General features: G+C 48.2%; 14 protein-coding genes. All 14 read left to right on the plus strand.

The genetic code is table 11. The annotated features are described in order from the left end of the window. Window positions 1-93: 93 nt before the first annotated feature. Window positions 94-531 carry a ComEA family DNA-binding protein gene (locus tag HNR45_RS00560; protein WP_024048813.1) on the plus strand — a complete coding sequence of 146 codons (438 nt, stop codon included), beginning with the start codon at window positions 94-96 and terminating at the stop codon, window positions 529-531. 20 nt (window positions 532-551) lie between these two features. After that, entirely contained in the window at window positions 552-2,780 is a 2,229-nt protein-coding gene (locus HNR45_RS00565) for a ComEC/Rec2 family competence protein (protein ID WP_159822039.1), read from the plus strand. Then, the gene (holA, locus tag HNR45_RS00570) at window positions 2,743-3,702 is read left to right on the plus strand and encodes a DNA polymerase III subunit delta (RefSeq protein WP_159822037.1); all 960 of its coding nucleotides are present in this window, start codon (window positions 2,743-2,745) and stop codon (window positions 3,700-3,702) included. Before HNR45_RS00565 ends, holA begins: the two co-directional genes overlap by 38 nt. After that, window positions 3,699-5,117 carry a VanW family protein gene (locus HNR45_RS00575; protein WP_159822035.1) on the plus strand — a complete coding sequence of 473 codons (1,419 nt, stop codon included), beginning with the start codon at window positions 3,699-3,701 and terminating at the stop codon, window positions 5,115-5,117. Before holA ends, HNR45_RS00575 begins: the two co-directional genes overlap by 4 nt. A gap of 17 nt (window positions 5,118-5,134) precedes the next feature. Next, window positions 5,135-8,716: a PolC-type DNA polymerase III gene (locus tag HNR45_RS00580; RefSeq protein WP_260399099.1), complete on the plus strand. Its 3,582-nt coding sequence runs from the start codon at window positions 5,135-5,137 to the stop codon at window positions 8,714-8,716. 144 nt (window positions 8,717-8,860) lie between these two features. After that, window positions 8,861-9,631 (plus strand): 30S ribosomal protein S2, encoded by a 771-nt coding sequence (rpsB, locus tag HNR45_RS00585; RefSeq protein ID WP_159822033.1) that lies wholly within the window; start codon window positions 8,861-8,863, stop codon window positions 9,629-9,631. A gap of 33 nt (window positions 9,632-9,664) precedes the next feature. Beyond that, complete coding sequence (tsf, locus tag HNR45_RS00590) at window positions 9,665-10,312, plus strand: translation elongation factor Ts (protein WP_024048819.1); 648 nt, start codon at window positions 9,665-9,667, stop codon at window positions 10,310-10,312. A gap of 52 nt (window positions 10,313-10,364) precedes the next feature. After that, a complete protein-coding gene (pyrH, locus tag HNR45_RS00595) occupies window positions 10,365-11,096 on the plus strand; it encodes a UMP kinase (RefSeq protein WP_024048820.1) in 732 nt (243 codons plus the stop codon). Continuing rightward, a complete protein-coding gene (frr, locus tag HNR45_RS00600) occupies window positions 11,089-11,646 on the plus strand; it encodes a ribosome recycling factor (RefSeq protein ID WP_024048821.1) in 558 nt (185 codons plus the stop codon). Before pyrH ends, frr begins: the two co-directional genes overlap by 8 nt. Further along, on the plus strand, window positions 11,643-11,906 hold the full coding sequence (locus HNR45_RS00605) for a hypothetical protein (protein ID WP_024048822.1): 264 nt from the start codon (window positions 11,643-11,645) through the stop codon (window positions 11,904-11,906). The genes frr and HNR45_RS00605 overlap by 4 nt, the downstream gene beginning before the upstream one ends. Then, on the plus strand, window positions 11,890-12,609 hold the full coding sequence (locus HNR45_RS00610; RefSeq protein WP_024048823.1) for an isoprenyl transferase: 720 nt from the start codon (window positions 11,890-11,892) through the stop codon (window positions 12,607-12,609). The genes HNR45_RS00605 and HNR45_RS00610 overlap by 17 nt, the downstream gene beginning before the upstream one ends. A 2-nt stretch (window positions 12,610-12,611) precedes the next feature. Beyond that, window positions 12,612-13,427 carry a phosphatidate cytidylyltransferase gene (locus HNR45_RS00615; RefSeq protein WP_159822031.1) on the plus strand — a complete coding sequence of 272 codons (816 nt, stop codon included), beginning with the start codon at window positions 12,612-12,614 and terminating at the stop codon, window positions 13,425-13,427. Beyond that, window positions 13,424-14,581 (plus strand): 1-deoxy-D-xylulose-5-phosphate reductoisomerase, encoded by a 1,158-nt coding sequence (dxr, locus tag HNR45_RS00620; protein WP_159822029.1) that lies wholly within the window; start codon window positions 13,424-13,426, stop codon window positions 14,579-14,581. The genes HNR45_RS00615 and dxr overlap by 4 nt, the downstream gene beginning before the upstream one ends. Before the next feature lie 12 nt (window positions 14,582-14,593). After that, entirely contained in the window at window positions 14,594-15,631 is a 1,038-nt protein-coding gene (gene rseP / locus HNR45_RS00625; RefSeq protein ID WP_034436453.1) for an RIP metalloprotease RseP, read from the plus strand.

The following is a 15,631-nucleotide window of genomic DNA, read 5'->3' on the forward strand; positions in this document are numbered from 1 at the left end:
ATTCACGCATTGTTGGCGAGTGCCTTAGCGCTTTCATTTTTAGGAATATTATACTATTTCTTAGCAGACAATTCCCAATCGGAGCCTATGCCGATGGCGGCCGCTTCAGTGGCGGCGCCCATCGAAGAAAATATGTTGGTTTACGTAGCAGGGGCAGTCGAACAGCCGGGCGTGTACCAATTGCCGATCGGAAGTCGAGTCAAAGATGCGGTGCAGGCGGCAGGAAATCTGCTACCGTACGCCGATGCGGAAGCAGTCAATTTGGCGGCGAAATTACGTGACGGTGAGCAAATCAGCGTGCCGTTTAATTTTAATCCTCCGGAAGGGCAACTCGGCATCACGTATGTGAATATTAACACGGCGAATTTGGCAGAGTTGACTGCACTTCCGGGAGTGGGTGAGGCCACGGCGCAAAAAATTTTAGACTATCGTCGGGAGCATGGTCTGTTTCGTCAATTGACGGACTTGGAAGAAGTCAAAGGAATCGGTGAAGGAAAATTCAAAGAGCTGCGTCGTCATATCACCATTTGATCTGGCATTATGGAGCGTTGTTGTTTGCGTCGGCAGTCGCGCTGGGGATCGTTTTAAATACCACGTATCCGTTACTTGTCTACGGGATTTTACTGATTGCAGTCGGTGCTCTTACCGGATTTTTCTTTTTGACGCCGGAAAAAATGGGGCGCAAGTGGCTGCTCTTAATTTTATTCAGCGGTTTGCTTGCAGGCGGAGCGGGTATTTATTGGCAAGAAAAGCAATCAGCGGATCTTGCTTTTTTTGTGTATAACGAAACCGGCACATACCATGTCACTGTGGAAAGGGAAGCACAGGTTTTCACCGACGGAGATAAAGTGACATATCGGTATCCGGTGGCGCTAAGAACATTTTCCTATCTGGACGGTGTGACAAGGAATACTAAAGGGAAAGCATATCTTTATTTAGATGGTACGCAGTATGCGCCGTATCCTGTTGGCACGGTGCTGCAAGTTAAGGCCGAATTAAAACCGTTTCACTATTATCAAAACCCCGGACAAAAAACACTTTATTATCGTCACCGCACAGAACAAATGCTGGGCAATTTATACGTTCCGCTCAAATCGCAAGCGAATGCTGTCGGTATGGCTAAAGGTTATTACTTTTTGTCTATGGCCCAACACCTGCGCGAGACAACGCGGACCTTTTTTGCGCAGGCCTTGCCGAAGTCGGAGGCGGCGTTGGCGTTTGCTTTGCTGTGGGGCGGTTATGACGGCCTTTCTTCCAACCTGATTAATGCGTTTGCCAATTCCGGTATTATTCATATTTTATCTGTTTCCGGTTCTCATATTGCGCTTTTATTCGGCCTCCTTTGGTGGCTCGGCAGGTGTCTTCGCATACCCGACCCACTCACATATGGTGCCGCTTTTTTATTGGTTTTTACCTATGCATTTATTACCGGCTGGCAACCTCCCGTGGTGCGTTCGTTTTGGATGGGCGCGGCGGCGTTTGGGGGAATACTGCTGCGGCGGGACGTGGATGCTAGCCATTGGCTTGGTTTGGTTAGCGCACTGATGCTGCTGTATCAGCCGTTTCTTTTATATGATGTCAGTTTTCAACTGTCATTTGGTGCCACGCTGGGGTTGGTAACCTGCTATGTTCCTTGCTCGCGACTGTGTTGCACGTATTTGCACATGCCGCTGCGCTTGGCGCAAGGGATCGCAGTTACCGTTGCCGCAAATATTTTTTTGTTGCCGTTGTTGTTATATTATTTTCAAGCCCTGCCGCTTTATGCAGTACTGACAAATATCATCGTCGCACCGTTGTTGGAAATCATTATTGCGGCGGAGTTGGCGGCGGTCATCTTGCATTTTGTTTGGACGCTACCGGCGGTGGGAATCTTGCAACTCGTTCACTATGGTCTGGTCATCTCGGTTGCACTGATTCAAATCGTGGCGGATTTACCGCTGGCGCAATTACGATTTCGCGCGTTAAGTATCGGGGAAACGGTTCTCTATTTCGTCGGCTTGGCGGCGATCGTTATGTATTTTAAATCCAAACGCACCTGGGGGAAATATCCTTTATTGGCATTCTTCGTTATTTGTCTCGGGATGGGAATCTATCGGATCACGCAAAGCGGCCAAACGCGCATTTTCGTGCCGGACGTCGGGCAAATGGGAGCCATTTGTATGGAAACCGGGGGACGACGGATTTTATATATCAAGGAAAGTCGTTATGCGCGGCGAGATTATCCCCGGGCGCTGACTCGTGCTTTAAATTTTTACGGTATTTTTACTGTGGATGATTGTATTTATGTGACACCGCGTGAAAATACGGCAGAACCGTTTCCGGCGCATCGTTATCTGCGGGCACAGGAAATTTCCGACGGTAAAAATCAGTACGTCGTGTCAACGGCGGATACTTTTATTCAATATCCCGGCGTGCTTGCCAATCAAAATGGAGTGGGACTGGCTACATCGGATGGCTCGGCGTTAGTACAATTACAAACTGAAAAATCCTTGGTGCTGCCGAGCACGACGAATTTACTTGTGATAGCGAATGCGAAAAGTGCGAGGACGGTACTGGCACAACGGCATCCGCAACTGTCTATTACAGTGCCTGATGGAAACTTTAGAGGTAGTGAAGGCACGGCGGATGGTAGCGAGGAGTTTCACGCGAAAGGTATACCTGTGTATAATAATAAAGAGACAGGAATGATAGTCGCATCATTACATGGTCATACATGGCACGTCGAAACGGAGATAAAAACGCATGCAGAAGGACCAAATTTACCTTTTTCACGGTACTGATATACCGGCTGTTTATGCTCGTAAGCAGCAAGCCGGAAACAGTGCTGCAGAAACCGTGGAACAGGGTAAAGAACACAGTACGACGGCGGAAATCGTGCAGCAAATCAATCAACCGTCGCTCTTTACCGAAGTGCGTCGGTTTGAATTTATTAATCCTTTGTTTTTGACACAAAAGGATGAATCTATTCCGGCGAAGGAATTTCTGCAGGCATTGGAAAATGTACCGGTGGAAACGCGTGTTTTTTTTATTTTGGAAGGTAAACCGGACCGTCGATTAAGTTTGGTAAAAAAATTTTTGCCGCTGGCGCAAGTATCGGTGTCGGAATTTATTCCCGGCTGGAAAGTCGGCGCCGCTTTTAACAGTGTCTTGCGTGTTCAAGGCCGGACGTTAAGTCGTGCTGCGCAACAGTACTTGCAAGCGGTGGCAGAAAGCTGGGATAACACATCGTCCGTTTTTATTACTACAGAAGCACAAAAGTGGCAACTGATGACGGATCAAAAAGAGATTCCGCTCGAAGTGGTGCAGGAGTCGCTACCGTCGTACCTGCAACGGCAAGTGTTTCGATTTTGGGATGATTTGGTGGATCAACGCAAGCGAGCTGTTCTGGAAGCCGTTCCGCATTTATTCAATGATATGGCAGAGACCTTGAAAAATACCGGCTTTCTGGCTTCGCAATTGCGTCTTTGCTTGGGGATTTATGAATTGGAACATGCCGGTGTTGCGACGAGAGATATGGCACGAAAATTGCAAGTTAAAAATCAATGGCGCTGGAAAAACATTTACGCCGCAGCGCAGAAGCTGAACTATGCGCAGTGCGCTGGGTTGTTGCTGACACTGTATCGCGCGCAATGGCGGCAACGTAACGGTTATGAAGTTTCGTGGAGCGAACTGTTCGGTGAATATTTGCGAGGAACTTTATGAAGAAGAATACCATGATTGTCGCCGGTGTCGTGGCAGGAATTATGCTTGTCTTGATATTTTTTCCTTTGTTTGTTAACGGGACAAGCGGTGTCGTCCGCGGAGTCAAGCTGCAGGATCGGGATGTGTCAGGTTGGCAAGCGGAAGGACTGCAACGCTATTTGGCAGAGCAAAACAACAAATATGAAAATGCGGCGCTGAATTTGACCTATCAAACCTACACTTGGTCGATTCCGATGCGCGACCTGAAACTTGCCATAAATGCAGAGAAAACAGCGGCTGCTGTCAGCAGCTACGGTCGTACCGGTTCGTGGTTTCGGCAATGGTGGGAGCAGTGGCAAAGCTACCTGAACCCGGTTCAAATGAATTGCACGGTCGCTTATGATGTGGCACATTTAAATGAAATTCTGCGGGCTAAAGTGGACGAACTGGCAGCGCCGCCACGCAACGCCTCGGTATCTTTTAATGAAGCTGGCGACGTTGTAATTGAAACGGAAAAACCGTGCCTGATATTGGATTATGTGCAAGTCGCCAAAGTGGCTGAGAAAAAAATAAATGCGCAGGATTTTTCTCCTTTAATATTGCAACCGAGCCAAGTGGATTTGCCGACGCTGCGCAAGGAGCAGTTGGCGTCGATCAACGCGATTTTAGGCGAATACACCACTTATTACGGCGGTGATGAAAACCGCAGCGCCAACATTTATAAAGGAAGCGCTGCTGTTTCCGGTGCTTTGTTGGCGCCGGGCGAAACCTTCTCGTTCAATGATACGACCGGCTTACGCACATATGAGGCCGGTTATTTATCGGCGCCTGTTTTTATTAATGGCGAATTGGTTCCCGATGCCGGCGGCGGCATTTGCCAAGTCAGCACGACCATGTTTAATGCGGTTCTTTTGGCGGGGCTTGACGTGGTGCAGCGCACGCCACATTTTGCACCGGTCGGTTACACAGAAATCGGGCGGGACGCGACCGTAGCGGATAATTCTATTGATTTTATATGGGTCAACTCAGCGAAGTCACCGGTGTATGTTATGGCGACGGCCGGCGGCGGTGCGATTAATGTAAAAATTTTGGGAAATAGTGATGATCGTCCTTCGGGAGTCGCGATCACAACCGAACCGGCAAAAGTTTTACCGCATGAGAAAAAAGAAATTGTGGTAAATGATCAGAAAGAGGATGTTATAGAAGAGGAAGGTCATGACGGCTACTCTGTTGTAGTGCATCGTCGTGTCAGCTGGAGTGACGGACGGGCACTTACGGATACATTTTATTCCGTATATGATCCGGTTACGACGATCACAAAGTTGTCGCCGCAGGAGGCGCAAAAACGCGTGGCGTCACTGGCGAAAGCTACGATGGAACATAAACCGGGAAAAGGTCGTGAAGCATCCGAAGCGAAAAATAGAATTCAGACGTAAGGGGGTACCGATAAGCGTTGCGTAAGTATAAATTTGTTCCTCGAAAACCGGTGAAATTTAAAGAGTTAATTGTCGACATTAAAGGGAAAACTTGGGAAATCACCAAAACAGCGGATTTTACGCCGCAAAAAATAAATGAATTTGTACCGCCGGCTGTGACGCTAAAAGTAGACGGTGAAACGGTTACTCGTACAGTGCTTCCCGACCCAACTGATGAAAATAGCGCGGCTCCGTCGGACAAAGGGAAGCAAGCTTCATTTGGGCAGGGGAATGGGGTATCACAAGAAGGGATGACTTCAGAACCGGCCTCGATAGAAGCGGCGACTCCCGAACCGGAAACCAAGGGCACGGATGCGGCACCGTCCGTAAGTACGACGGATGTGTCAAGCAGTTGGCAAAATTTGCTGTATGATGATCGATTTTTGCAGGCGCGTGCTCAAGCGAAAACAGGCGGCGATCCGGAGCTTTTGATCGGCAAACGCAAAATTAAAGCGACACCGCTTGCGATGCGGGAAATTCACGAAGAAATGGCAGCCGTCATCGTTGAAGGGGATGTTGTATCGGCTGAAGTTCGCGAATTGCGGACAGGTCGTAAATTGCTCAAATTAAAAATGGCCGATGACACGAACGGTCTGGCGGCGCAGTATTTCTTTGAAAAAGGAGAGGATACTTCCTGTTTGGAAAAAAATCTTTGTCGTGGCAAACGTGTACGGGCACGCGGCGAAGTGCGCCAGGATAAATATTCGGGCGGTTTGGTTATGCAGCTTTCCAATTTAATGTTGGTGCCGACCGGGACGTACAGTCATGAGGATAATCATCCGACGCCGCGCGTCGAATTGCACCTCCATACCAAAATGAGTACGGACGCGCTGATTGATGTGGACCGTTTGTTGACCACGGTAAAAGAATGGAATCATCCCGCGGTCGCCATTACCGATCATGGTGTTGTCCAATCATTCCCTATAGTGCAGGCATTGGCGGCGGAAAAAGGTGTCAAAGTCATTTACGGGATGGAAGGCTACCTGATTGAAGATATCCCGGCGGATATTACGCGCGATCAGCAAAAATATACTCATATTATTTTATTGGCGAAAAATCGCGTCGGTCTGCAAAACTTGTACCGACTGGTTTCGCTTTCGCATTTGCGGTATTTCAAAAAACGGCCGCTCATTCCGCGGGCAATCTTAGACGAGAATCGCGAAGGATTAATCGTCGGTTCGGCCTGCGTTGCGGGAGAATTGTTCCGCGCCGTTTTGGACGATTTGCCGCGCTCGGAGCAACTGCGAATTGCCAGTTACTACGATTATTTGGAAATTCAGCCGATTGGGGACAATCGCTTTCTCTTACAGGATGATCGCTATCCCAACATAAAAACGGATCGCGATTTGCAGAAGCTGAATGAAGTTATTGTCAGTCTGGGGGAAGAACTGAATTTACCGGTCTGTGCAACTTGCGATTCGCATTATCTGTTTGATGAAGATAAAATCTATCGCGAAATTTTACTCAGCAAATGGGGTAAATCCGGTGAGCCCGAACAATTGCCGGACCTTTATTTGCGTACGACGGAAGAAATGCTGGAAGAATTTTCTTACCTCGGCGAGACCAAGGCATTTGAAGTCGTTGTCAGCAATACCCGTGGAGTAAGCGAACTGGTGGAAGACTTTGCGCCGCTTCCTGCTGACGGAAAATTATATTCACCTCAGATCAGCGGCTCGGACACCGAGCTTGAACGCATGTGCTATGCAAAAGCTAAGCGCCTTTACGGTGACCCTTTGCCGGCGATCGTAGAAGAGCGATTGAAAAGTGAACTCGAAGCGATCATAGGCAACGGTTTCGGTGTGTTGTATTACATCGCGCATAAGTTGGTGGCCCACTCTTTAGGAGATGGTTATCTCGTCGGTTCACGCGGTTCGGTCGGCTCCTCCTTTGTGGCAACCATGGCGGATATTACGGAAGTAAATCCGTTGCCGCCGCATTATTTGTGTCCGCAATGTCAATACAACGAATTCATCACGGACGGTTCCGTCGGCGGCGGGTTCGATCTTGCGGATAAAGCATGTCCAAAATGTGGCGCTGCATTGCACAAAGACGGTCACAACATTCCGTTTGCCGTATTCTTGGGATTCGAAGGGGATAAGGTACCGGATATTGATTTGAACTTTTCCGGTGATTATCAGCCGCAAGCGCACAAATATACGGAAGAATTATTCGGGCGCGACAATGTGTTTCGCGCCGGGACAATCAGCGGTATTCAAGATCGCACCGCCTTTGGCTATGTAAAAAAGTACGCGGAGCAAAGGCAATTGGTGACGAATGATATCTATGCGGAGAGTCTGTTGACTGGCATCACCAAGGTCAAAAATACCACCGGCCAGCATCCGGGAGGCATTATGGTTTGTCCCCGCGATATGGATATTTTGGCATTTACGCCGATTCAACATCCGGCCAATAAAAAAGAGTCGGGCATCATCACGACTCATTTTGACTACCATTCCATCGAAGGCCGTATGGTTAAGCTCGATATTCTGGGGCATGATGATCCGACCGTCATTCGTATTTTAGAAGATTTGACGGGCATCAAACCGTCAGAAATTCCGTTTGATGATCCCGCCACCATCAGTCTCTTTTCTTCGACGGAAGCGCTGGGGCTGACACCGGAGCAATTAAATGGAGATACCGTCGGGACGTTGGGGATTCCGGAATACGGTACGCAATTCGTACGCCAGATGCTGGAAGACACACACCCGCAAAATTTTAGTGAATTGGTACGTATCAGCGGATTTTCTCATGGCACGGATGTGTGGCTTAATAATGCCAAGGATTTGATTACGGCCGGCGAAGTCAAGCTGGAAGACGCGATTTCAACCCGTGATGACGTGATGAACTATTTAATTCAGCACGGTGTGGCACCCAAAATTGCGTTCAACGTCATGGAAAATGTTCGGAAAGGACGCGGTCTCGAAAAGAAAAATAAACAGGGGCAACCTGTCAGCAAAAATGAAGAAGCTCTGCGCAAAGAAAAAATTCCGGAATGGTTCATCAATTCCTGCAAAAAAATCTCGTACCTCTTTCCACGGGCGCATGCGGTGGCATATGTCATGATGGCCTTCCGTATTGCCTGGTTTAAAATCTACCATCCGCTGGCATTCTATGCAGCATACTTTACCGTACGTGCGCGCGGTTCTTTTGACGGCAAGGCGATCTTACCGGGGTTGGCGAGCCAAGAAAAAATGTGGAAATACATTCAGGCCAAAGGCCGCGACGCCAGTGCGGTAGAAAAGGATTCCGCCACGAATATTGAAGTGGCGATGGAAATGGCCCAACGCGGTTTCCGGTTTAAACCCATCGATCTTGCCCGTTCCCACGTGCGCGATTTTGTGGTGGAAGATGGGATGTTGTTACCGCCGCTTTCCTGCGTACCGGGACTTGGCGAAACCGTAGCGGAAGAAATTGTGGCGGCGCGTGAAAACGGACCGTTTACATCAAAAGAAGACCTGCGTAAACGCGGTAAGGTCAGCCATACGATTGTGGAAACACTAACGGAAATGGGCGCCTTGGAGGGAATGCCTGATGAAGAACAATTAAATTTATTTGGTTAATCCTACACTTGCGGGCTTACCGTAAGCTGTGATATACTTGTACAGGTCAAAATACGCACGCCGATGGATTCAGACAGCTGTGTCCGGATGACCCGGGCCCTGTCGGAGAGGAAGCGGCGGAGGTAAAAAACAGGAGGTAGTAAAATGTCAGTAGTATCTATGAAACAATTGTTGGAAGCCGGTGTTCACTTTGGACACCAAACTCGTCGTTGGAACCCGAAAATGGCACGTTTCATTTTCACGGAACGCAACGGTATTTACATTATCGATCTGCAGCAGACCGTTAAAAAAGTAGACGAAGCGTATGATTTCCTTCGTGACTTGGCGGCATCGGGCAAGTCGGTATTGTTCGTCGGGACGAAAAAACAGGCCCAGAACACTATTCAGGAAGAAGCGGAACGTTGCAACCAGTTCTACGTAAAAGAACGTTGGCTGGGCGGCATGTTGACCAACTTCAAAACGATCCAATTGCGTATCAAACGTTTACAGGAACTGAAGGCAATGGAAGAAGACGGCCGTTTCGATCTCTTACCGAAAAAAGAAGTCATCGGTTTGCGCCGTGAAATGAGCAAACTGGAAAAATATCTCAACGGTATTAAAGATATGAAAGGTTTACCGGGGGCTCTCGTGATCATTGATCCGAAGAAAGAGCAGATCGCGGTAGCGGAAGCACGGAAACTCAATATTCCGATTATTGCTACGGTTGATACCAACTGTGACCCGGATGAAATCGATTTTCCGATTCCGGCGAACGATGATGCGATCCGTGCCGTAAAATTGTTGGTCGGTAAAATGGCGGACGCTGTTTTGGAAGGCCGCCAGGGCGAGCAGGACGAAGTAGCGGAAGCGGAGCCGAAAGCGGAAGACAGCGCGGAAGAAGCTACCGAAGAAACCACAGAAGAAACAGCGGAATAAAGTACAACAAATATATAAGGAGGGACTGCCTGAATGATTACAGCAAGCTTGGTGAAAGAATTACGCGAGAAAACAGGCGCGGGCATGATGGATTGCAAACGTGCTTTGGTGGAAACGGACGGCGATCTCGAAAAAGCGGTAGACTATCTTCGTGAGAAAGGCCTTTCCAAAGCCGCAAAAAAAGCGGACCGCGTAACGGCGGAAGGTTTGGTCGCATCTTACATTCACGGAAACGGCCGTATCGGCGTTTTGGTAGAAGTCAACTGCGAAACAGATTTCGTAGCCCGTTCGGAAGATTTCCAGCAACTCGTTAAAGATGTCGCGATGCAAATTGCGGCGACGAATCCGCGTTATCTCACACGGGAAGATGTTCCCCAGGAAGCGATCGATCATGAACGCGAAGTACTTCGTCAGCAAGCTCTGAACGAAGGTAAACCGGAAGCGATCGTCGATAAAATGACCGAAGGTCGACTGGAAAAGTTCTATCGCGAAAACGTTTTATTGGAACAGGAATTCGTTAAAGATACGGACAAATCGGTACAGCAAATGATCACCGAAATGATCGCGAAGATCGGTGAAAATATCAGTGTTCGTCGATTCACACGTTATCAACTCGGCGAAGGAATTGAAAAACGGCAAGACGACTTCGCATCCGAAGTAATGGCCACGATGAATCAATAAGAGAACACACATGTGTTCTCTTATTTTCTAGGTGCAGATGCGGAGGTTTATTATGGAAGCAAGGAAGTATCGTCGAATTGTATTAAAGGTCAGCGGAGAAGCTCTCGCCGGCGAAGCGGGGCATGGTATTGATCCGATTGTCACCGAATCGATTTCTAAAGAAATTGCGGCGGTAGCGGACAACGGGGTAGAGGTTGCAGTGGTCTGCGGCGGCGGTAACATTTGGCGAGGTATTTCCGGCAGCGCCCAGGGTATGGATCGCGCATCAGCAGACTATATGGGGATGCTTGCGACCGTGATCAACGGCCTGGCATTGCAGGAAGCGTTGGAACAAATCGGTGCATCCACCCGTGTGCAGACAGCGATAGAAATGCGTCAGGTAGCGGAGCCGTACATTCGTCGACGGGCGATTCGCCACTTGGAAAAAGGCAGAATTGTCATTTTTGCCGGCGGCACGGGCAATCCCTTTTTCTCTACCGATACAACCGCCGCTTTACGTGCGGCGGAAATTGAAGCGGACGCTATTATGATGGCAAAACGTGGTACGGATGGCGTATATGATGCGGATCCGCAAACCAACCCCGACGCAAAAATGTTTGACTCGCTGACATATTTTGAAGTCATGCGTCGACAATTGGGTGTGATGGACAACACGGCGATTACTCTGTGCATGAATAATCATATTCCGATTATTGTATTTAATATTGACACCCCGGGCAACATTTTAAAAGCAAGCATGGGGGAACGGATTGGTACGTATATTGGAGGCGACGAAAATGTTTGATGAAATCATGCTGGACTTGGAAACGCGTATGGATAAAGCGATTGAAAACTTGCAGTTTGAATTTGGCACCATTCGTACCGGTCGCGCCAACACAAGTCTTTTGGAAAACATCATGGTGGACTACTATGGTGTTCCGACTCCGGTTACTCAAGTTTCGTCAGTTTCCATTCCGGAACCGCGCATGCTGTTGATTCAGCCGTGGGATAAAAGCATGCTCGGAGCTATTGAAAAAGCGATCCAAATGTCAGACTTGGGCTTGGTGCCGAATAATGACGGCTCGCAAATTCGCCTGAACATTCCGCAATTGACCGAAGAACGTCGTAAAGAGTTAGTTAAATTGGTGCATAAGCGCACGGAAGAAGCACGGGTTGCAGTTCGCAACGTGCGTCGTGACGGTAACGAGCAATTGAAACGCGAAGAAAAGAAAGACGGCGTATCGGAAGACCAGGTAAAAGTGGCCACTGACGATGTGCAGAAATTGACCGATAAAAAGATGAAAGAAATCGATCGACTGGTAGAAGCGAAGGAAAAGGAAGTGCTCGAAGTTTGAGTACTGCTATTTCTACGCAGTGGCTGGGCAGACCTCTTGGTGAAGTGGCAGATGCGCTGCACGAAAGAGGTCTGCTTTATTCATTTTCAGAAACGGAAAAAGACAGCCGCCATTATATCGTTGCTCCGCAACATCAATACGTCGTACGAGTATGCATAGATAATCAGTCGATCGTCACTTGTGCCAAACAAGTTTATAGTGATGAGGTAAATGCATACATTAGCAAGCAATATGGGGAACAATATGTCGTCAAAGCCTAATTCATTGCCGGCTCACGTAGCCATTATTTTGGATGGCAACGGACGCTGGGCGAAAATGCGTGGACAACTTCGGCGAATGGGGCACAAAGCAGGCGCTCAAAATGTTAAAACGATTGTCCGTGCAGCTTCGGATCAGGGTATAAAAACACTTACTTTATATGCTTTTTCTACGGAGAATTGGCGGCGTTCTACTACGGAAGTCGCTTTGCTGATGCGCCTGTTCAGCTGGTATTTAGAACATTATATTGATGAGTTAAACGAGCACAATGTACAAGCGCATGTCATCGGCGACAGAGAACGATTAAGCGCCGACTTAATTGCGAAAATAGAACGTTTTGAAACGGCAACGGAAAAAAATACCGGCTTAGTTTTAAATATTGCACTCAATTACGGGGGCCGTGAAGAAATTTTGCAGGCGGCACGCCGATATGCGGATGACTTTGCGCAAAAGAAAACATCGACATTGACGGAGGAACAATTTCAGCGCTACTTGTATCCGTCTGCCGTGACGGATGTGGATTTATTAATTCGCACCGGCGGCGATCAGCGCATCAGTAATTTTCTTTTATGGCAGATTTCGTATGCGGAACTTTATTTTACCGATACTCTATGGCCGGATTTTTCGCCGCAGGATTTAGCGCTGGCGATCGCCTCCTTTGCAGGTCGTGAACGACGGTTTGGAGGCTTGCAGGGAGAGGAGTAAATATGTTACGAACACGCGTTATTACAGCACTTATCGGTGTCGCCGCTTTTCTCCTGCTTATCTATTTGGGCGGGATTTGGTTGGCTCTGCCGGTATGGGGCTTAGCTTTTTTAGCATTATTGGAATATAAACATATTTTGCAACAGCGGCAAATTTATGCATCGGCTATCGTGATGACTATTGTCATGACGTTGATGGTTATCGGTGCGGAGACTGTCGGCGGTATCTTTTTATTGATTCTTTTGCCGGCGATTTTGCCATGTCTGTTCCTCGTAGCATTTTGTTTACGACGTGCGCCGGACTTTTTATCACTGTTTTTCACTATCGGCGGCGTGTTGTACATCGGTGTCGGTTTTAGCACCTTGCTTTTGTTGCGTAGCGCGTCGTTTTTGCATGGAGCGGCATTCGGCTCCGGCACTTTTTGGGTCTGGTTTGCGCTTTTGGGAACGTGGATGAGCGACACGGGTGCTTATTTTGCCGGCAAACGATTTGGAACCAAAGCGGTGGTTCCGAAAATCAGCCCGCATAAAACGCTTGAAGGTTTTATCGGCGGTGCCCTTTTTACAATAGTGGGATTGCTCATATATGCGTACGCCGGTCAAGTACCGCTTTCTCTTGCACTCGGTTTAGCTATGGCGGTAGCGATGGTCGCGCCGGCAGGAGATCTTTTTGAATCACTTTTGAAGCGCTACGTAAATGTTAAGGATTCGGGACATATATTGCCGGGGCACGGCGGTATTTTGGACCGTTTTGACAGCCTTTTATTCGTTACACCGGTGTTGTACTCGCTGCTTTTATTTTTGATAGGTGACTTATGAAAAAAATTGCGGTATTGGGAAGTACCGGATCGATAGGTACGCAAGCTTTAGAAGTTATTCGTGAGCATTCGGATAAATTACAGGCCACCGTATTGGTGGCTCATCGTAACACTGATTTATTGCGGCAGCAGATCGAGGAGTTTCATCCTGAACTGGTTGCGGTAACGGATAGGGAAGCCGGGAAGCAGCTGCGAGCTACTTATACCGGACCGACAAAAATTATCATCGGACCGGAAACGTTAACTGAAGCGGCTGCGGCAGCTAATGCCGAAATCGTTTTGGTAGCTATTTCGGGCGCTATCGGAATCGCGCCTACGTTAGCTGCGATTGAGGCACACAAAGTTATTGCTCTTGCGAATAAGGAAACGATGGTAGCGGCCGGTGATCTGGTTAACCGCAAAGCAGTGGAGGCAGATGTTACCATTTATCCTGTGGACAGTGAACATAGTGCCATTTTCCAATGTTTGCAGGCAGTTCCCAAAGACGCGTTGGCAAATGTAATATTGACGGCTTCGGGAGGACCTTTTCGTGGCTACAGTGCGGCGCAACTTGCCAATGTAACCGTTGCTGATTGTTTAAAGCATCCGACATGGCAGATGGGACAAAAAATAACGATTGATTCAGCGTCCTTATTTAATAAAGGGTTGGAAGTCATCGAAGCCCATCATTTATTTGCCGTCGACTATGATAAAATAGAAGTTGTTGTACATCCGCAGAGTATTGTTCACTCGATGATTCGTTTGCGGGATGGTGGGGTGCTTGCTCAGCTGGGTGTTCCGGATATGAAATTACCGATTCAGCTGGCATTTTCGTATCCCGAGCGATGGACGATTAATAATGCTCCGCTGCATTGGGATACGCAACGCACACTGGAATTTGAGCCGCCGGTCACAGACGTTTTTCGTTCCTTGCCGCTGGCGTATCAGGCAGGGCGCATGGGACAATCGGCGACATTAGTTTATAACGCGGCCAATGAAGAAGCGGTAAAGGCGTTTATTGCAGATAAAATTTCCTTTACGGATCTTTTTACCGTGACGGAAGAAATGGTCGTAACTCATACGCCGACACCATTGCGTGATTGGCAAGACATTGTGATGGCTGATCGGGCCATTCGCAATCGAGCGACGGAATTTATTGCGACATTATCGAAATAACGGAGGAATACTTTGCTGACTATTATCGCGACCATCTTTGTATTTGGCGTGATTGTTCTTGTGCATGAGTGGGGACACTTTATTACAGCTAAATTGACCGGTATGCGAGTGGATGAGTTTGCGGTCGGTTTCGGCAGTAAGTTGTGGTCAAAGCGCGTGGGAGAAACAACATACTCTTTGCGATCCGTTCCTCTCGGGGGATTTAATCGCATTGCAGGCATGACGGAAGAGCAGGTTGAGGAGGATCAGGTCGATCCGCGTCGCGCCTTTGTGTATAAACCGGCTTGGAAACGTTTCATCGTGATCGTGGCCGGTGCGGCTATGAATTTTATTCTGGCCATTATTTTGATCAGCGGTCTGTTTAGCGCATACGGTGTTTCTACACCGAGTGATGAACCGATCGTCGGTGAAGTTCTTACACAGGCGCCTGCATCAAGTCATCAATTGGTGCCCGGCGATCGCATTGTAGCGATTCAGGGGGAGCCAATCCGGCAATGGAATGAAATTTCTCCCCATATGCAAAAATGGGGTGGGCAAGTGGTTACGTTACGAGTTGAACGTAACCACGAACCGCTGACGTTACAAGTGATTCCCGGAAGCGATAACGGACGTGTAGTACTTGGTATCCTTCCGGTCATTGAAACTCGGCCGGTCGGCTTACTCGAATCCGTTCAGTACGGTGCAGAACGTTCATGGAACTTAACCGCGCAGATGTGGAAAGGCATCGGTCAGCTGATTACCGGGAAAGTTTCCGGCAGCGAATTGGCAGGACCTGTCGGTATAGCGCAAATGGCAGGCAACATTGCGCGTACCGGTTTTGCCAATTTATTGATGTTTACCGCCGTCTTGAGTCTTAACTTGGGACTACTTAATTTATTGCCCGTACCCCTGTTGGACGGAGGTCATTTATTGCTGATTGTGGTAGAGGGAATTATCGGTAAAAAATTACCTCCTAAATACCTGTACTATATTCAGATGACGGGAATGCTTCTTCTAGGTGCACTTTTTATTTATGCGACGAGTAACGATATCTTACGATTTTTGAAATGA

This window comes from Negativicoccus succinicivorans, assembly GCF_014207605.1.
Taxonomy (GTDB): domain Bacteria; phylum Bacillota; class Negativicutes; order Veillonellales; family Negativicoccaceae; genus Negativicoccus; species Negativicoccus succinicivorans.